The sequence below is a fragment of the Acinetobacter sp. AHP123 genome, from assembly GCF_023757925.1.
Taxonomy (GTDB): Bacteria; Pseudomonadota; Gammaproteobacteria; order Pseudomonadales; family Moraxellaceae; genus Acinetobacter; species Acinetobacter oleivorans.
On record NZ_CP092454.1, the window covers coordinates 2,505,747 to 2,524,837 of the forward strand.

The 19,091-nt window shown below is 39.4% G+C and carries 18 protein-coding genes; 16 read left to right on the forward strand and 2 right to left on the reverse strand.

Annotated elements, in window-relative coordinates; translation table 11 throughout:
• Positions 1-13: 13 nt before the first annotated feature.
• Positions 14-667 carry an NUDIX hydrolase gene (locus MJX77_RS11940; RefSeq protein ID WP_252059173.1) on the reverse strand — a complete coding sequence of 218 codons (654 nt, stop codon included), beginning with the start codon at positions 665-667 and terminating at the stop codon, positions 14-16.
• 142 nt (positions 668-809) lie between these two features.
• On the opposite strand from MJX77_RS11940, the gene MJX77_RS11945 reads away from it, so the two are divergent.
• The 8 genes from MJX77_RS11945 (at position 810) to MJX77_RS11980 (ending at position 8,103) form a co-directional block, all read left to right on the forward strand.
• Entirely contained in the window at positions 810-1,562 is a 753-nt protein-coding gene (locus MJX77_RS11945; protein WP_252059174.1) for an aspartate/glutamate racemase family protein, read from the forward strand.
• Positions 1,563-1,698: 136 nt separating this feature from the next.
• Positions 1,699-2,685, forward strand: coding sequence for a quinone oxidoreductase family protein (locus MJX77_RS11950; RefSeq protein WP_252059175.1), 987 nt, complete (start codon positions 1,699-1,701; stop codon positions 2,683-2,685).
• An 11-nt stretch (positions 2,686-2,696) separates the two neighbouring features.
• Positions 2,697-3,545 carry a TauD/TfdA dioxygenase family protein gene (locus MJX77_RS11955; protein ID WP_057070496.1) on the forward strand — a complete coding sequence of 283 codons (849 nt, stop codon included), beginning with the start codon at positions 2,697-2,699 and terminating at the stop codon, positions 3,543-3,545.
• Between the two features lie 59 nt (positions 3,546-3,604).
• A complete protein-coding gene (locus MJX77_RS11960; RefSeq protein WP_039247269.1) occupies positions 3,605-4,657 on the forward strand; it encodes a beta-keto acid cleavage family enzyme in 1,053 nt (350 codons plus the stop codon).
• Between the two features lie 117 nt (positions 4,658-4,774).
• Entirely contained in the window at positions 4,775-6,124 is a 1,350-nt protein-coding gene (locus MJX77_RS11965; RefSeq protein WP_252059176.1) for an MFS transporter, read from the forward strand.
• On the forward strand, positions 6,121-6,777 hold the full coding sequence (locus MJX77_RS11970; RefSeq protein WP_252059177.1) for a DsbA family oxidoreductase: 657 nt from the start codon (positions 6,121-6,123) through the stop codon (positions 6,775-6,777). The genes MJX77_RS11965 and MJX77_RS11970 overlap by 4 nt, the downstream gene beginning before the upstream one ends.
• Before the next feature lie 14 nt (positions 6,778-6,791).
• Positions 6,792-7,100, forward strand: a complete 309-nt coding sequence (locus MJX77_RS11975; RefSeq protein WP_252061331.1) for a Rieske (2Fe-2S) protein — start codon at positions 6,792-6,794, stop codon at positions 7,098-7,100.
• Positions 7,093-8,103: a YeiH family protein gene (locus MJX77_RS11980; RefSeq protein WP_013197308.1), complete on the forward strand. Its 1,011-nt coding sequence runs from the start codon at positions 7,093-7,095 to the stop codon at positions 8,101-8,103. The genes MJX77_RS11975 and MJX77_RS11980 overlap by 8 nt, the downstream gene beginning before the upstream one ends.
• Positions 8,104-8,195: 92 nt before the next feature.
• On the opposite strand, the gene MJX77_RS11985 is transcribed toward MJX77_RS11980, so the two are convergent.
• The gene (locus tag MJX77_RS11985; RefSeq protein WP_252059178.1) at positions 8,196-9,206 is read right to left on the reverse strand and encodes an AraC family transcriptional regulator; all 1,011 of its coding nucleotides are present in this window, start codon (positions 9,204-9,206) and stop codon (positions 8,196-8,198) included.
• 290 nt (positions 9,207-9,496) lie between these two features.
• On the opposite strand from MJX77_RS11985, the gene MJX77_RS11990 reads away from it, so the two are divergent.
• The 8 genes from MJX77_RS11990 (at position 9,497) to MJX77_RS12025 (ending at position 19,069) form a co-directional block, all read left to right on the forward strand.
• Entirely contained in the window at positions 9,497-10,102 is a 606-nt protein-coding gene (locus tag MJX77_RS11990) for an RBBP9/YdeN family alpha/beta hydrolase (protein WP_252059179.1), read from the forward strand.
• Positions 10,103-10,201: 99 nt separating this feature from the next.
• Positions 10,202-12,031: a DUF1302 domain-containing protein gene (locus MJX77_RS11995; RefSeq protein WP_252061332.1), complete on the forward strand. Its 1,830-nt coding sequence runs from the start codon at positions 10,202-10,204 to the stop codon at positions 12,029-12,031.
• Between the two features lie 67 nt (positions 12,032-12,098).
• Positions 12,099-12,509 (forward strand): PH domain-containing protein, encoded by a 411-nt coding sequence (locus MJX77_RS12000; protein ID WP_252059180.1) that lies wholly within the window; start codon positions 12,099-12,101, stop codon positions 12,507-12,509.
• A 70-nt stretch (positions 12,510-12,579) separates the two neighbouring features.
• Entirely contained in the window at positions 12,580-13,953 is a 1,374-nt protein-coding gene (locus MJX77_RS12005) for a PQQ-dependent sugar dehydrogenase (protein WP_252059181.1), read from the forward strand.
• Between the two features lie 176 nt (positions 13,954-14,129).
• On the forward strand, positions 14,130-15,407 hold the full coding sequence (gene salA / locus MJX77_RS12010) for a salicylate 1-monooxygenase (RefSeq protein ID WP_252059182.1): 1,278 nt from the start codon (positions 14,130-14,132) through the stop codon (positions 15,405-15,407).
• 42 nt (positions 15,408-15,449) lie between these two features.
• On the forward strand, positions 15,450-16,805 hold the full coding sequence (locus MJX77_RS12015; RefSeq protein ID WP_252059183.1) for an MFS transporter: 1,356 nt from the start codon (positions 15,450-15,452) through the stop codon (positions 16,803-16,805).
• 89 nt (positions 16,806-16,894) lie between these two features.
• Positions 16,895-17,785, forward strand: coding sequence for a LysR family transcriptional regulator (locus tag MJX77_RS12020; RefSeq protein ID WP_252059184.1), 891 nt, complete (start codon positions 16,895-16,897; stop codon positions 17,783-17,785).
• A 132-nt stretch (positions 17,786-17,917) separates the two neighbouring features.
• Positions 17,918-19,069, forward strand: coding sequence for a sterol desaturase family protein (locus MJX77_RS12025; RefSeq protein ID WP_252059185.1), 1,152 nt, complete (start codon positions 17,918-17,920; stop codon positions 19,067-19,069).
• Positions 19,070-19,091: the final 22 nt, after the last annotated feature.

Consider the following 19,091-nt stretch of genomic DNA (forward strand, 5'->3'; position numbering starts at 1 on the left):
ATTGACTCTTAACTCACCAATAAATATTGTCTCTATTTTCGCCAGAAATTTGTCTCGTAGCTGCGATGAGCAATCTCTCAATTATTTTATCAATAGCTAAATAATTTGGAGGAAAGTCTTTTAATGTAATGGTTCCGGTACTTATTTCCCATAAGTCTTCTTTGATTTTAATACTCTGTTTTATTTGTATTGTATTAACTTTATGTTGAAGTAAATCAATGCAATCATATATTTGAACTTCTACAAATCCTACTACCTTATTATCTTTTGGTTTTAGCTCAGATAATTCAATATTTAAAGGGAGTAAGAAGATATGCTGAAATTCATTTGCAATATAATTTTCTGCAATATGGCAAGCAGTCTGTCGAATTCCAATAGAGATAAGTTGGTTGAATTCTATTTTAATTCCTAACTCTTCCTCACACTCTCTTATTCCTTGTTCAATGGTTTCACCTGCTTCGTAATGCCCACCAACAGAAATATCAAGAAAATTTTTTCTATCAAAAGTATAGTTATCAGAATTTTTAAGCTGAAAATAAACATATCGAGTTGATGGGTTATATACAAGACAAGTAAACACCCTATGCCATAGACCTAATTGGTGGGCTAATTTTTTATCAATAATCCCAATGTGTTCATAATTATCATTAAATATATCGATGTTCATATCTTTTTTATCAAGTATAAATTTACTCAAAATATTTTAACTTCATTTAAAGTTCTAAGTATCAAAAAAAGCAATTTTATTCTAGCTGCGCTTTACCCATAAGAGATATAGATAAGTTTTGCATAAATAGAAGGGTTCAATAATGAAAACAATCGGTTTATTAGGCGGAATGAGTTGGGAATCTACATCACTTTATTATCAACAAATCAATAAAATGGTTCATCGTAAATTAGGAAAATTACACTCTGCTAAGGTCATTATTAATAGTGTAGATTTTGAAGAAATAGCAGCCTTGCAAGCGAAGGGTTTATGGCAAGAAGCTGGCGCATATTTAGCTGAGCAAGCACAAAATTTAGAAAAAGCAGGGGCAGATTGTATTTTGGTGTGTACTAACACCATGCATAAAGTTGCTGCACAGATTGAAGATTCAATTTCGATTCCGTTCTTACACATCGCTGACGCAACTGCAAAAGAAATTTTGAGTCAAAACATTGGTAAAGTTGCACTGTTAGGGACCGCTTTTACAATGGAGCAAGATTTTTATAAAGCTCGATTACGAGATCATGGAATTGAGGTAATTATTCCAAATGAAGCCGATAGAAAGATAGTTCATCGCATCATTTATGAAGAACTTTGTTTAGGTGTGATCAACCCAGATTCTCAGCAACAGTACATCGCTATTGTAGAGAGACTCATAGCTGAAGGCGCCCAAGGCGTTATCTTGGGTTGTACTGAAATTTGTATGTTGATTGGTGAGCTTAAATTCTCGGTTCCTTTATTTGATACTACGACCATTCATGCAAAAGAGGCGGTAAGTTTTAGCTTAAACGAAAATAAAAACTCTAATAGCGCCAATCTACATAAATCTGTTGCGATTGCTGGGAGTATTCTTTAGCAATATTTGGAATATCCTTTGTCATTAAACGTTAAGCTTGTGTCGTGAAATGTAAAGTGGCCCATATCCTAACTGTTGTAATTTTGGTTATTGCTTTTAAAGGCACTCAATAAAAAACCAAAATATGGAATAGGACATGACGTTGACGAAAGCTATACGTTTCTATGGAACAGGAACGCCAGAAGTAATGCGCTATGAAGATGTAGAAGTAGGAGATCCAAAAGCTGGAGAAGTACGCCTACGTCATGTGGCAGTCGGCCTAAATTATGCCGATACATATTTTCGTAATGGAACCTATCAAATTCCAATGCCTAATGGCATGGGCGTCGAAGCTTCAGGTGTCGTTGAAGCTTTAGGCGAAGGAGTGGTTCAGCTTAAAGTAGGTGATCGAGTTACTTATACAGGTTTTTTAAATACCTTAGGTGCATATAGTACCCACCGTCTAATTCCAGCAAATGCTTTAATTAAATTACCCGAAGAAATTACTTGTGAAACAGCGGCAGCCATGACCATGAGAGGGCTGACTGCTGCTTATCTGATGCGCCGTATTTATGACTTTAAAGCGGGCGACTCAATTTTATTACATGCAGCCGCAGGTGGTGTTGGGCTGATCGTTTCTCAATGGGCTAAATTACTTGGCTTGACTGTTATCGGTACCACATCTTCAGAAGAAAAGGCTGTTGTAGCACGAGCTCATGGTTGTGATCATGTTATTAACTACAGTCATGAAAATGTTGCCGAACGTGTACGTGAGTTAACAGGTGGCGTGGGTGTAAATGTCGTTTTCGATAGTGTTGGCCAAGCCACTTTCATGAGTTCATTAGACTCCCTCAAACGCCGTGGTTTGTTGGTCTGCGTAGGAACTGCATCGGGTCCAATCCCTGCTTTTGATCCAGTATTACTTGCCGTGAAAGGTTCATTGTTTGTCACACGTCCAGCTTTGGCCGACTACATTGCAGATCCTGCCGAGAAGAAAGAACTGGCAAATGAATTATTTGATCATGTTCGACATGGACGAATCAAAATTGAAATTAATCAGCGTTATGCGCTAAAGGATGCCGTACAAGCTCATCGTGATTTGGAAGCACGTAAAACAATAGGTTCATCAATCTTTGTAATTTGAAGGGATTTCTTATGCAAATTGAACAGTTAACTTGCAATATTGGTGCAGAGCTCAGTGGCGTCAAACTTGCCGATGCGATTTATGATGATGGATTATTTGCTGAAATTCGCACACAACTACTTAAACATCGTGTGTTGTTTTTACGAGATCAGCACTTAACCCGTCAGGATCATGTCGCATTTGCAGAAAAATTTGGACAGTTAGAAGATCATCCTGCGGTAGGCAGCCATCCTGATCATCCGGGGTTGGTACAGATTTATAAACATCCGGAAAGCCCTGTTGATCGTTATGAAAATGCTTGGCACAGTGATGCAAGCTGGCGCAAAGTTCCACCGATGGGATGTGTGTTGCACTGTGTTGAATGCCCACCAGTAGGTGGTGACACCATGTGGACCAATATGGTCATGGCCTATGAGTCGTTACCCGATGATATTAAGGATAAGATTGCTGACTTACGTGCTTATCACAGCATAGAAGCGAGTTTTGGTGCGGCTATGCCGCTTGAAAAACGCTTGGACTTAAAAGCAAAGTTTCCCGATGCTGAGCATCCTGTGGTACGTACTCATCCTGAAACAGGTGAGAAAATTTTATACGTCAACGCGTTCACAACCCATTTTAGTAACTATCACACCAAAGAGCGAGTCAGATTTGGACAAGATGCCAATCCGGGCGCAGCTGAACTACTGCGTTACTTAATTTCTCAAGCCTATATTCCTGAGTTTCAAGTGCGTTGGCGCTGGAAGCCTAACAGCATTGCGATCTGGGATAACCGCAGTACACAACATTATGCAGTCATGGATTATCCACCTTGCCACCGAAAAATGGAACGGGCCGGCATTATTGGTGACGCAACCTATTAAATCTATAGGCTAAATAATTTTATCTAATTGAAAATTCTAAAAAATATATGGAGATGCGCATGCAATTCTTTGACGACTCATTGCACCCGGAAAATATGGAAAAAGTGGTAATCACGGTTGCGCCGTATGGTCCCGAATGGATGCCAGAAGACTTTCCTGAAGATATTCCAGTGACCATGGATGAGCAAATACAAAAAGCGGTTGAGTGCTATGAAGCGGGCGCGACGGTGCTGCATTTACATGTCCGTGAGCTTGATGGGAAAGGCTCTAAACGCTTGTCAAAATTTAATGAGCTTATCGCAGGTGTTCGTGAAGCTGTGCCTGACATGATTATTCAGGTAGGCGGTTCGATTTCATTTGCACCAGAGAGTGAAGGTGAGGCAGCTCTATGGTTAAGTGATGACACCCGACATATGTTGGCTGAACTCACTCCAAAGCCCGATCAGGTTACAGTAGCAATTAACACCACACAAATGAATATTATGGAATTGCTCTATCCTGAATATTTAGAAGGGACTTCATTGGCACATCCTGCGACTCAAGTAGCATATGCAGAGATGACTGTGCCAGCAGGGCCTGCATGGGTGACTGAACATATTAAACGTTTATGCAAAAACAATATTCAACCGCACTTTCAGTTAACGGGTATGCATGGGCTTGAGACGCTAGAACGTATGGTGCGTAAAGGGTTGTACATGGGGCCGTTAAACTTAACTTGGATTGGAATCGGTGGCGGTTTTGATGGTCCAAACCCATTTAATTTCTTTAATTTTATTCATCGCGTACCTGATGGATGTACTTTGACATCAGAATCGCTACTCAAAAATGTATTGCCTTTTAACACGATGTCGATGGCAATGGGTTTACATGCCCGTGTGGGTAATGAAGACACGATCATTGATCATCACGGACGCCGTTTTTCATCTGTAGAGCAAATTAAACAAACTGTTCGGATTGCCCATGAATTAGGCCGTGAAATTGCCTCAGGAAAAGAAGCCCGTGAAATTTATCGTATTGGGGTGCAATACAACAGTATTGAAGAAACCCTAATCGCAAATGGTATGGCACCTAATCGTAAAGCAGGGCAAAAGGGTGTGCCGCAGCGTAACTAATGTGACAAGGTCTAACGGAATTTAGACCTCAATTGTAGTGCAGCTTATTCGCTTTGATTTTAAAAGTGCGTTGCTGCACTAGCTAAATAGAAATTATAAAAAATACAAGGAGGTCGTATGAATGCACATCAGTATTCAGATCAGATGAGCGATGTTGATACGTCAATCAGTATACCTCGTCGTTATGCATGGCTTGTTTTTGCTTTGACATTTGGTTTGCTCATTTCAGATTACATGTCTCGACAAGTCTTAAACGCAGTCTTTCCTTTACTTAAAAATGAGTGGTTGCTCAGCGATAGCCAGTTAGGTTTGCTCAGTGGCATTGTCGCCTTAATGGTGGGTTTATTGACTCTGCCTTTGTCTTTAATGGCAGACCGTTTTGGAAGAGTTAAAAGCTTGGCCATTATGGCGGCTTTATGGAGTTTGGCGACTTTAGGATGTGCACTGGCTGAAAATTATGAGCAAATGTTTATTGCTCGTTTTATGGTTGGTGTGGGTGAAGCTGCTTATGGCAGCGTGGGAATCGCGGTGGTTGTGGCTGTTTTTCCACGAGAAATGCGTGCAACACTCGCCAGTGCTTTTATGGCGGGTGGCGTATTTGGCTCATTTTTGGGTGTGGCTTTAGGTGGTGTACTCGCACAGCATTTCGGTTGGCGTTGGGCTTTTGGTGGTATTGCTTTATTTGGTCTCATTTTGGCTTTTCTATATCCAATTTTAGTGAAAGAAAACAGAATAAACGCAGCACCTCAAAATAAAATTCGTAGTAAAACTCAGCACATTAAAAGCCCTTTAAAAACTTTATATTCAAGTCGTTCAGTCATTGCTACTTACATTGGTAGTGGTCTGCAATTATTTGTTGGTGGCACAGTGATTGTCTGGATGCCGAGTTATCTCAATCGCTATTATGGCATGAGTACCGACAAGGCTGGTGTGATGGCAGCGGTCATTTTGCTATGTAGTGCAGTAGGCACAATTCTATGCGGGATGTTGTGTGATTATTTGGGCCGTAACTGTCCAGATCGTAAGGTCAGCTTAGCGATTACATACTGCTTGCTTGGTTGTGTTCTTTTATTAATTGCTTTTGCTGTGCCTGCGGGACGTAACCAGTTACTTCTCATCTGCCTCGGAATGTTTATTGCTCTAGGAACCAATGGGCCATCTAGTGCCATGGTGGCCAATCTCACACATAACTCAGTTCATGGCTCTGCATTTGCAACACTCACCTTAGCTAACAATTTTCTTGGTTTAGCGCTTGGTCCTTTAGTCGTTGGCAAAGTATCTGATGTGATTGGTTTACACAGTGCATTTCAACTGATGCCATTGGTCAGTATTGCAGCCGCAACCATATTTTTTTATGCCAAACGCCATTATCACAAAGATATTGCACGCTTTGAGCAGCAAGGAATAACTGAGCTTAAAAATTATTCAGGTAACCAAATACAAAAATGCGGGATGAATAACAAATGATGATTCGGCAACTACACATTGATGTATTTTTTGACTTTATTTGTCCTTGGTGTTTGATCGGAAAACGTCAGCTATTGATCGCTATAAATAGATTTTATCAGCTTCACCCCGAAGTCAAAGTTGTTGTGCACTGGCGAGGTGTTCAGCTCATACCCGACTTGGCAATTGAAGGGGTACCTTTTCAAACGTTTTATTTGAAACGGTTAGGTAGCTTGACAGCAGTTCGTATGAGACAAGAGCAGGTCAATAAAGCTGCACATAAAGTTGGGCTTAAGATCGATTTTGAACAGATTAAACGGATGCCAAATACGGCCAAAGCTCATCGCTTATTTGATAAAGCTTTAAAGATAGGTACTCCTGAGCAGTGCAATGCGTTGTTAGAACAACTCTTTGCTGCATATTTTTATGATGGGTTAGACATCGGAAATACCACTACTTTATACAAAATTGCGAAACGCTGTGGTTTTCCGCATGAACTGATCAAAGATTTACTTATTCATGATCATCAAGATTTTATCTCTGCAAGTACAGGAGGTAATGGCGTGCCTTATTTTATTTTTGATCGGGCTTCAGCCTTGGTGGGCGCGCAATCAGCAGATGCACTTTATCAAGCGATGCAAGAAGCACTTTTGGGGCAAGGAGAGTTGATATGACTAATCGATTTGAAGTGCCTTTTGAGAAAATACCGAATTCAGGTGAGCGGGCTTTTTTAAAAATTGGAGATAAAACTCTCGCACTATTTAACGTTGCGGCTCAATTTTATGCAATCGATGACAGCTGTCCTCATCAGGGCGCATCGCTATTTAGTGGACGTCTAGAAGGACGAGTGATTCAGTGCTGTGCCCATGGTCTACGCTTTGATTTAACAAATGGCTGTTTAGTTAATTCTTCTCAGCTCAAAGTTGCAACCTATCCCGTAGAAGTGATCGAGGACAAAGTATTTATTATGATGGGCTGTGGGGAAAATCATGAGTAGTTTAGTTTTGAAAAATTTTTCCCAGCGTACAAGAGAATTAGCACCAGGCTTTGTGGTCAGTTCGGTCGTTGCTGCGGCTGCCTGTTTTTTATCAGAGCACTATGGTGCGCCAGTCATGCTATTTGCACTACTGCTCGGCATGAGCGTGAATTTTTTAGCAGCTGAAAGTAAATGCAAGGTAGGTATCGAGTTTACCGCACGTAGTGTGCTTCGGATGGGCATCGCGTTACTCGGCATGCGTATAACTTTGGGGCAAATTACTGCACTCGGTTGGCAGCCTGTTGCGTTAGTCGTTACTCTGGTTATTGTCACAATCGCCGTTTCTGTCATTGCCGCTAAAATTTTAGGTTTCCAAAAACTATTTGGCATGCTCACTGGTGGATCAACGGCAATCTGTGGTGCTTCAGCCGCACTGGCGCTATCGGCTGCTTTTCCAAATCATCCGCAAAAAGAAAAAGCGACTTTATTTACCGTGATTGGCGTATCGGCACTTTCAACATTTGCAATGATTGTCTATCCGATGATTGCGAAGTGGCTAGAGTTATCTCCACAAGCAGCTGGTGTGTTTCTAGGTGCTACGATTCACGATGTGGCGCAAGTGGTCGGCGCTGGTTATAGCATGTCTACTCAAACGGGTGATACGGCGACTGTAGTTAAACTGATGCGTGTGGCAATGCTGCTTCCAGTAATTGTTTGTGCGGCCATGATTACCCGTATGCAAGGTGCAGATTCAACGGGAGAACGACCGCCATTACTACCTTGGTTTGCCGTTGGCTTTCTACTACTCGCTTGTATTAACAGTACAGGATGGGTGCCAACAATGGTTCAAAATGGAATTAATGATTTATCACGCTGGTTTTTAGTCATTGCAATTAGTGCTTTAGGAATGAAAACTCAGTTAAAAGAATTAGCATCTGTCGGCATTAAACCGATTCTTTTAATGATCGGCGAAAGCATCTTTTTAGTGGTATTGGTTCTTGGGCTTATGCGCTTGTGGTTTTAATTTCAAAAATTAGATTTTTAAGGAAGTTCTGGAGTGGTTCTCCAGCTTCCTTACATTTTAAATGACTTCATTTAGCCTCACATAAAGAGAAATTAATTGAGCAGGGCTTTATTATGACTACGCCACGTATTCGGTGACATACCAAATTGGCTAATAAACCAACGCGTAAAAGAACTCGGCATTGAGTAACCTAAAATATCAGACACTTGAGCAAGTGAATAATTTAGATTTTTTAAATAACGAAATACGAGATCTTTGCGTACTTCATTCATTAAATCACTAAAACTCGTCTGAGCTTCTTCTAATCGACGTTGTAAAGTCCGTACGTGAATACCATGTGTTTGAGCGACTTGATCAATCGTAGCGCGTCCCATTGGCAAAAGAAGATAAATACTTTTACGAATATCAAAAATCATGGTCGATTCATTGCTATTCTGCAAAATATCTAAATAACGCTGTGCATGGTTGGCCATCGCCAGATTTGCTTGAGGGTTTGTTGTATCAAGTTCGGCTGCCGTACAAACAATGCCATTAAAGTCACTACCAAACTCGAGTGCACAGCCAAAAATCCGCCGATGCAAAGTTAAATCACTAGGCGGATTATGAGTGAAGTGTACACTTAACGGTCGCCATTTTTGCATCATGAGCGCTGCACAAAAACGATGGGTGATTCCTAAAGCAAGTTCTGTGGCTTGACGACTATATCCGCAAGTTGTGGTTATAACTTCTTCTCGAATAACAACCGTATCGTCAATTTCTTCTATATATATTTCAAGTGAGTTATTGAGTAAATTCCTATAACGAACAATCGTTTGTAGTGCTTCTCTCAAGGTATATTGGTAGCTTAATAATAAGCTCAGTTCACCAAAATCCGCGATTTCGCGTTGCTCTGCCATATGTAAACCGAAAACATCGCAGTTACTCATTTGGGCTGAGTCTTCAAGCAAGGTAATGGCTTTATCTACAGGAATACGTTGTTTAAGATCATTCAATTGAGTTTGGCTAAGCCCAACACGTGATAATAAATGGTAGGGATTTACATCTAATTGCTGAGCAACTGCCAAATAATTTTTTAAAGAGGCGGTATGTGCAAGAGGCACCATTTTATTATCTCCTGTTCTTAATCAGCCATATTCCTTACAGCTCATATCTAGTTATAACTAAAATATCTACATTAAAAAAGCTTTTATTTAAGAGCCTAATCATGATGTCAAATCAATTTTAAAGCTGTTCTTTTAATTCATTTGTAATTACAAAAATTACTTTAATTAATTTACGAAATTTTAAAAAGATGTGTCGTCAAATGAAAAGTCCGTGACGTCTTATGTACACCATTAACTGAAATGAGCCTTTATTGTGAGTGGAGTTTTATAAAAATTCTTATGCATCCTAGATGGCAAAATTCACAGGCGTTGAAATGGAAAAAATACAAACCAAAGCAACAATTTTAATTATTCCAGGGTTACGCGATCATGTTCCCGAGCATTGGCAAACAATCTTAGAAACAAAGCTAGCAAAGGTTCGCTCTGTACCACCTGTGCAAACCAATAAACTCAATTGTGAAAATAGAGTTGCTGCTATTCAGGCACAACTCGAACAAATACATGGGCCTGTCATTTTGGTTGCACACAGCGCAGGCGTGCTGATGACAATACAATGGGCTGCAAAATATCAAAGACCAATTCAGGGTGCTTTACTTGTGGCTCCCCCTGACTTAAACGAAAGCTGGCCAGAAAATTATCCAAGCTCAACCGTACTTCATCAAGAAGGATGGAGCCCTTTACCAGATCAAGAACTACCTTTTCCCAGCATTTTGGTTGCAAGCACCAATGACCATTTAGCTCGTTATGAAGCTGTAAGTGAAATGGCAGAAAAGTGGGGTAGTCAACTCGTAAATTTGGGTGAAGTGGGGCATTTAAACCCTGCATCTGGCTTTGGCTATTGGCCTTTAGCTGAACAATTCATTCAACAATTAGATCAGGTCGAACAACCTGCCTAGTACAAAAAATACCTGCTTATGTAAACCATTTAAAAGCCAATGGATGGCTTTGAGTAATAAGCAATAAATAAAAAATCATATTTATAGGGAGATAATATGATGGGTCATTACGTCTATTTAAATCAAAGAAATAATCACGTTTTATATATTCAAAAAATAGGTGTTTCATTAAGCCTAATTTTATTTATGTCTAAAGCAAATGCAGCCAATTTTGATATTGATAAAGACTGGAAGTTCGAGACAAAGACAACAGTAAGCTTAGGAGCCAGTTGGAGTACGCAAGACCCATCCGTTTCATTACTTTATCGGCCTGACGCAAACAAAATAGGCAAACAAGGCGCTAGCATTGATGTGAATGGTGATGATGGGCGTATGAATTTTAGTAAATATGATGCTATTTCACAGATTATCAGAGGCATAACTGAAGTTAAGCTAAATGGAAAACAACAAGGTGCGGTTATTAGCACTAAATACTGGTATGACCATGCCTATGAGACAGGACACGGAGACTTTAAACCCTTTAATGATTCAGCGTGGCCAAGGCTCGCAAAGTTCAAAGGTATCGATTTATGGAATGCTTATATATGGAAAGATTTTGAACTGGGTGGTGGAAAAAACATCAATTTAAAATTAGGCAAACAGACTTTAAATTGGGGGAAATCTCAGTTTTTTCAAAACGGTTTAAATTCGGTGAGTGCATTTGATTTTGCCGCGATTAACCGACCGGGTGGGGATGCAAAAGAAAGAATCATTCCAACCGAAATGTTTTCGTTCGACACAAGCATTAATAAAAATTTGAAAATAGAAGGGTTCTATCAATTTAAATTTAGACCTTCAGTTGTTGATGGTAACGGAACTTTCTTTGAGATTTCAGACTTTGTGCCCGAAAACGCAGGTCCAGTTCTGATTGCTGGAGGTGGAGATAAGTTATCGGATACTGCAATTCGTTTACGTACTTATATTCCACGTGCAGAAAGTAGAAAAGCAAAGGACAATGGTCAATATGGCATTGCTTTAAAACAGACATTACCAAGTTTAAATAATGCTGAGTTAGGTATTTACTATGCGAACTACCATAGCCGTAATGCAAACTTTGATGGAACCGCTGTAACAGCACCCGGACCTGAACATTTTAATACCGCAAGTTATTTTTCTATCTATCCTGAAAATATCAAAATGTTTGGATTAAGTTTGACTGGGAAATTTGGAACAACAACCGTTTTTAGTGAGTTAACCCACAAACTTAATCAACCTTTACAACTAAACGGCACAGACATTGTCTATGCTCAAGTACTATCGGAAGGAACACCATTTGCGCCGCCGGGAAAAACTGTTGAATTAAGTCAATATATTCAAGGATATGTACGCTTACCCGTAACACAATTTTCGGTTGGAGCAACTGATAGCATATTCAATATTTGGGGCGCAAATTCGATGACATGGTCTACAGAGTTTGCCTTAAACCATATTGCAGATATTGGTAATCATCGGTTTGGCCGGACAGGCGCATTTGGCCGTAGTGAGCTTTCAACAGGGGCTTATAATCCTGAAACAGGTGACTTTAAATGTACGCCGTATGGTACAGCCCATCTTACAAACGCAGAAATAGATAACTTGAATGAACGCTTTTGTAATAAAAATGGTTTTTTTAATGAATGGTCATTTGGCTATCGCTTACGTGGTGCATTAAATTATCAAGATATTTTACCCTCTACAGTGATTACGCCAAGTCTTAGTTTTAGGCATGATGTTTATGGATATAGCCAAAACTTTCAAGAAGGGCAAATGAGTATAAGTGCGGCGTTATCTATGGCTTATCAGCAAAAATATACAACAGAGATTGCCTATAATAACTTTTTTGGTTCTAATGAATTTAGCACCATAGATGATCGAGATTTTGTATCATTAACATTTAAAGCTAATTTTTAGTTCAATTATTTTATAAAAAATATAGAAAGACTCGTTATAAATGAGATTTAGACGTGGAGGATAACTTTTGAAATTTAGATCAAAAATTGATTGGTGGCTTTTATTAATATTTGTTGTTATCACTGCCAATATCCTTATGAAGATTTATGAAGCAAATCATCATTATTCTTTAGCTTCAAATTTTCCACATCTCGTCATTTATAGTTTAATCATTTTTCTTATTTGGCTTCCCATCTTTAATACTTATTATGTGATAGAAAACAACACCTTAATGATTAAGAGTTTGGTATTTCGATGGAAAATTAATATTGATGATATTACCCAAATAGAGCCGACGCATAATCCACTTTCATCTCCAGCACTCTCATTAGATCGACTCAAAATTTATTATATGAAAAATGGAGAAATTACTTCAGTGATGATTTCACCAAAAGATAAAGAACGTTTTTTTCAAGCCATAAACAAAAGACTCCATTAAAGTTGCTTGTTTAATTGCAAACATAAATTACGCTATTTCCATGACGACAAAAAATAAATGGAGATAACCCATGGCGATACGTTTTTTACTGCCAATTTTGGGCACTACGGTTTTAATTACATTAGCTGGATGCGCTTCATCCTCTCAATATCCAATTACCGACAGTTATGGGCCAGACCCAAAACTTCCTGAACCTAAATCAAGCCTATTACCAACTGTTAATATAGCTCCAGCAGAAGGCTGGCCGAGTGGGGTAATGCCAAAACCAGCAGAAGGTTTAAAGGTCAAAGCATTTGCCAAAGGACTTGAACACCCACGTTGGCTTTATGTATTACCAAATGGCGATGTATTAGTTGCTGAAACGGATGCCCCGCCTAAACCAGAAGACAGCAAAGGAATTAAAGGTAAAATTATGTCTTTTGTGATGAGACGTGCAGGCTCATCTCATCCAAGTGCAAACCGTATTAGCTTACTTCGTGACACCAATGGGGATGGCGTCGCTGACCAGAAAACAGTATTTCTTCAAAACTTAAATTCTCCATTTGGTATGGCATTGGTCGGTAATAACTTATATATCGCCAATACAGATGCACTGGTGCGTTTTCCTTATCAAGAAGGTGAAACTCAAATTACGGCCAGTGGAACCAAAGTGTTGGACTTACCGGGTGGCCCTTTAAATCACCATTGGACCAAAAATGTAATTGCCAATCGCGAAGGTACAAAGCTCTACATTACTGTCGGTTCTAACAGTAATGTTGCTGAAAATGGTTTAGATCAAGAAAAAGGTCGCGCACAAATTACGGAGTTTGATATTGCAAGTGGTCAGTCACGCCCATTTGCAACAGGTCTGCGTAATCCAAATGGTATGGCTTGGCAACCTCAAAGTGGAAAACTCTGGACGGTGGTTAATGAGCGCGATGAAATTGGGAGTGACCTAGTACCCGACTATATGACGTCAGTTCAAGATGGCGCTTTTTATGGCTGGCCTTACAGCTACTATGGTCAACATGTTGATGTACGAGTTAAACCACAAAATCCAGCAATGGTTGCCCGTGCAATTAAACCAGACTATGCACTAGGCAACCATACGGCTTCTTTAGGCCTCACATTTTATGCAGCCGAACTCATGCCGCAATTTAGAGGAGGTGCATTGATCGGTCAGCATGGTTCTTGGAACCGTAAGCCTCACAGTGGTTATAAAGTCATTTTTGTACCATTTAGAAGTGGTCAACCTTCTGGTCCGCCGCAAGATATTTTGACTGGATTCCTCAGTGATAAAGGCAAAGCGTATGGTCGTCCTGTGGGGGTGGCAATTGATTTCTCAGGTGCTGTATTAGTTGCAGATGATGTGGGCAATACGATTTGGCGCGTTTCGCCAGTTGCAGAGACAACTTATGAAGCTCCAATGAAATATGCTATTGGAACCCCGCCAGGCACACCATAAAGTGTTTTAACAATCATTTATTAGCATGGGCGGTCTTTAGGTTTTATAGAGGCTCGCCCAATGCCTATTATTTAATTTTTAAATAATTGAATAAAAAAAATACTAATTGGACTTTATAAGCCAACTTCTCAAAAATGAATATGTGAAAACGATAATGATGTTTAAGGAACAAACACATGAATACACATATTCGAATTGCCGTGATCGGTGGTGGTATTGCTGGTCTGGCTTTAGCAAGTAATTTAAGTAAACACGCCCATTTAGATGTCCAAATGTTTGAATCTGCACCTCAGTTTTCTGAAATTGGGGCAGGTATTTCTTTTGGTGCTAATGCTGTCAAAGCCATTGAACTGTTAGGTTTAGCTAACGAATATCATGCAATTGCAGATCAAGTATCGCCACCCTTTCAAGATGTTTGGTTTCAATGGCGCAATGGTTATACCGATGAATATTTATCTGCATCCATCGCGACAGGTGTAGGGCAGTCATCTGTTCATCGTGCTGACTTTCTAGATGCCATTATTCCTCACATGCCTACACAAAATGTGCATTTTTCTAAACGCCTAGAGACGATTGAAGAACAAGATGATCAGGTGATTTTATACTTTAATGATGGTAGTCAACATGAGTGCGATTATTTGATTGGAGCTGATGGTATCCGCTCTGTGGCACGCCAATATGTTTTAGCTTCTCATCATTTACCACTAGTTCATCCACGTTTTTCAGGAACTTGGGCATATCGTGGCATTATTTCTCACGCTTCATTTAAAGAAGCTTTGCAGCAAATTAATGGCGATACAGATTTAGCAGATATTCCACAAATGCTATTGGGCAAAGACAAACATATTTTAACGTTTCCAATTCGTAAGGGGGAGCAAATTAATATTGTTGCTTTCTGCTCAAACCGCGAAGATACAATACTACCAGCCGATACACCGTGGACTAAACCTGTCGATAAAGCTCAAATGCTTTCCGATTTTTCAGACTGGAGTGAAAGTTGCCAAACACTACTCGGTTTAATTGAACAGCCTACCATTTGGGCCTTACATGAAATTGAAGAACTTTCGACTTATCAAAGTACCTCAGGTCATGTCATTGTCATGGGCGACGCTGCACATGCCATGTTACCTCACCAAGGTGCAGGAGCAGGCCAAGGTCTTGAAGATGCATTAATCCTTGCGGCCTTATTGTCGACAAAAAACTTACAAGCAGATCAGTTAACTGATGTGTCTTCGATATATGAAAAGCTCCGTTTAAAACGTGCTTGTCGTGTTCAGCAAACTTCTCGTGAGTCTGGCGAAATTTATGAGTGTTATTCGACTCAGTACCCAACGTTTGCAGAAATTGGCGAACATCTTGAGCATCGCTTTGACTGGTTATGGCAACACGATCTAGAACAGGATGTTGCAGAAGCACAGCAACAATTACATCAGCTAGGAATGGCAACCATTTAAATAAATTTTTGTTTTATACACAATTTGCTAAGGAAAGCAATTATGGAAAAACTAAATGCAAATCAATTGATTGATGATGCAAGATTAACGCCATTACATTGGCGGGTGATCTTGCTGAGTGCGCTCATTATTATTTTTGATGGCTATGACTTAGTCATTTATGGTGTGGCATTGCCTAAGCTCATGCAACATTGGCAGTTAGATAGTATGACTGCTGGATTGCTGGGCAGTGTTGCATTATTTGGCATGATGTTTGGTGCCATGATTTTCGGGAGTTTGGCCGACAAATTAGAGTCGTATGGCTTTAGCCGTAAACGTTTAATTATGCTGTGTGTCTTTATTTTTAGTGGTTTTACGGTGTTATGTGGTTTTGCCAACAGTCCTAAAGAGTTTGCCATTTATCGATTTATTGCAGGCCTTGGTTTGGGCGGCGTAATGCCAAATGTCATTGCCATAATGACCGAGTTTGCCCCAAAGAAATTACGATCAACTTTAGTATCGCTTATGTTTAGCGGCTATGCGATTGGTGGCATGAGCTCAGCGCTTTTAGGCATGTGGTTAGTTCCTAAGTTTGGTTGGCAAATCATGTTTATTTTGGCAGGTATTCCACTCATTTCATTACCGATTATTTGGAAATTTTTACCCGAATCAATTGATTATCTGGTTCGCCAGAAAAAATGGAATGAGGTACGTGATTTACTTAAACAGTTAGCGCCAGAACAAAGCATAGCTGATCATACGAGCATCGTATTACACCAAGAAAATCAACAAACTGCGGCTCGACCTTTGGTTGCTCTATTTACCGAGAACCGTGCTTTAGTCACTATGTTTTTCTGGCTGAGTGTATTTATGGCTTTACTGATGGTGTATGCGCTCGGTAACTGGATACCAAAACTTATGGTCGAGGCCGGATATGATTTATCAACCAGTCTGGTCTTTTTATTGGCGCTAAACTTGGGCGGGATGTTAGGTGCAATCGGTGGTGGTTACTTTGCTGATCGTTTTCACCTAGGTAAAGTTATTTGTTCACTTTTCTTGGCGGGTGCAATTTCACTTTATTTATTAAGCTATGCATTACCTATGGTGATTTTATATCTCTGCATTGCTGTTGCAGGTGCGGCTTCTATTGGAGGGCAAATTTTATTGCTCGCTTATATGGCTCAGTTCTATCCTTCACCAATTCGCAGTACGGGCATTGGTATGGCTTTAGGTGTAGGCCGTATTGGGGCGATTTTAGGTCCGATTTTATGCGGCTGGCTTTTAAGTTTGCACCTACCGATTGAATATAATTTTATCGCACTAGCCATTCCTTGCGTACTGGCAACCTTAAGTGTTATTGCCATAAGTATTTGTAATCGAACTAAACGTGTAATGCTAAATTCAAGTATATCTCCATAAGAGTTAAGCATTTTTATTCCTATAAAAGGAACTAAACTCTAAGCAAAGAAGTTAAAGTCTTTGTTTAGAGTATTTAAAGGATCAGAACCATGGATTTAGGTTTGATTAAAGTTTTTGTCTGTATCTATGAGTCTCGTCATATTAGTAAAGCTGCTGATAAATTAAATTTGAGTCAGCCTTCTGTGACTTATAATTTGAACCGTTTACGCCGTCAGTTAAATGACGAGTTGTTTACCCGAAGTCGAGGTGGGGTCGAACCGACAAAAGTTGCACATGAGCTTTATCCGATTTTTCATCAAGCGATTTTTAATATCGAGTCAGCGATTGCTCAAGCACAGGAGTTTCATCCTCAAAACTCCAATAAAACTTTCCGAATCGGACTGTCCGACGCAGGGGAGATTTGCCTATTGCCTAGTCTTATGGCTTTTTTGCAGAAAACAGCGCCCTATATTCAAATTGAGATTGAAGAGATTCAGTCATCTAAGGTTGAACAGTGGCTTATTGATGGTTTTTTAGATCTAGCCGTATTTAATAGTACACAGACCATAATGCCTAAAATAGAAACACGTACTTTATTTGAAGAAAGATATGTATGCATTGCTAGAGCTGACCACCCCAGGCTACAGCAGCAACTGACATTAGATCAATATTTGCAAGAAGATCATGTTGCCATCAAGTCATCAACAGGGCATATCCAAGTTGAGCAATATTTGAAAACAATGGATTTGAAGCGACGAATTCGTTTAGAAGTTCCACATTTTAGTGTTTTACAAGGTGTTTTGCAGAGTTCAGATATGTTAGTGACATTACCGTCACGAGCAGCTCGGCATTATCTAGCTCATGGTAATGTCCAAATGTTTGAATTACCTTTTGCTATGGATTCTTTTAAAGTGAGCTTGAACTGGTTTAATCGTAGTGATGATATTATTGCTAGAAAATGGCTGATTCAATCTGTCGGTCAAATATTTGAAGTTTTATAAGAACAATTTACAGCTATTTTAAAATTCATTTTCAGATTAATGGCTTTGATCTGAGAAGTTAAAGTTCTTTCCAATTTATTATTAAATTTTGATAGCATTCGCGTTATACACAATAAGAATTGTATATGAATTATGACAGATCAATTAAGAGCAAAATTTGAGAATTTAGAACTGAACGCAGGTTTAGGGAAAATCAGCGCCTTTATTTCAATGTCACTCAGCTTACTTTGTCTGTTTGGTGCATTATGTTTTTTATTTCCCAGTGTATTAACGACCCCAGAACTCCGTCCTCTTTACGCAAAACATTATCATATTTTTTATTATGGCCTGATTACGGGCATTATTATTAGCGCTGGTTTCGGTGCATTTAGTGCAATTGTCCGTCAAAACCGATATGGCTTTTACGGACTATGTTTTTCACTTATAGCAGCAGTTTTGGGCTGTGGTGTAATTGAGGCACCCGTTTTACCAAGTGTACCGTTTTATGCAGGTATCGATTATTTTGTCTTAACTCTATTTATTTTGGCGTTTGTTTTTATTCCGCTTGAAGGTTTTTTTGCTAAAAATCCTGAACAGAAAATATTAAGAGTGGGCTGGGTGACCGATATGAAGTATTTCATGGTCAGTCATATTGGCATTCAATTATTTAGCTTTTTAACCGTTATGCCGATTCAATATTGGATTACGCATCTACCTGATAATCCAATTGTGCCTTATGTACAAGCTCAGCCGATTTGGCTGCAATTTATTGAACTATTAATTGTGGTCGACTTTACGGTGTATTGGTTGCACCGCGCTATGCATGAAGTTAATTTCTTATGGCGCTTTCACGCGATTCATCATTCGACTGAATATATGGATTGGTTAGCATCTTCTCGTTTGCATGTCATTGAAGTGCTAATGACTCGCTTTATTGCGACTTTACCGATTTTCCTGTTAGGTTTTCATACTTCAGCAGTTTTTGCTTATTTAGTTTTTATTTCATTTCACGCTATTTTCATTCATTCCAATGTACGTTTTCGTTTTCCATATTTGCGCTGGATTATCGCAACACCAGAATTTCACCATTGGCATCATTCTTCAGAAAAACCTGCCATTGATAAAAATTACGCCGCCTTTATTCCACTCTATGATGTCATTTTTAAAACCGTCTATATGCCTAAACATTTGGCAAGTGTATATGGAACAGTAGGTTATAAAATCCCAAATAGTTTTGTAAAACAGTTTACTTGGCCTTTTAAAAAGTATGTAAAACGGTTTTTGAAACCTTGGCGTGATCAGTAAAATAAAAAACAGCCTTGATGGA